The organism is Synechococcus sp. CCAP 1479/10 (genome assembly GCF_019038515.1).
Classification (GTDB): Bacteria; Cyanobacteriota; Cyanobacteriia; order PCC-6307; family Cyanobiaceae; genus Cyanobium.
On sequence record NZ_JAFKRJ010000084.1, the window covers coordinates 1 to 298 of the forward strand.

General features: G+C 66.4%; 1 protein-coding gene. It reads left to right on the top strand.

All coding sequences use genetic code 11. The features are described 5' to 3' along the window. On the top strand, positions 1-298 hold a 298-nt coding region (locus KUG39_RS17075), incomplete at both ends, for an iron uptake porin (protein WP_216916641.1).

Consider the following 298-nt stretch of genomic DNA (forward strand, 5'->3'; position numbering starts at 1 on the left):
TCCGACGTCAAGCCCACCGACTGGGCCTTCCAGGCTCTCTCGAACCTGATCGAGCGCTACGGCTGCGTCGCCGGCTACCCGAACGGCACCTACAAGGGCGGCCAGGCCATGACCCGCTATGAAGCGGCGGCCCTGCTGAACGCCTGTCTCGACCGGATCACCGAGGTGACCGACGAGCTGAAGCGCCTGATGGCCGAGTTCGAGAAGGAACTCGCCGTGCTGCGCGGCCGTGTGGATGGCCTGGAGGCCAAGGTGGGTGAGCTCGAGGCCACCCAGTTCTCCACCACCACCAAGCTGA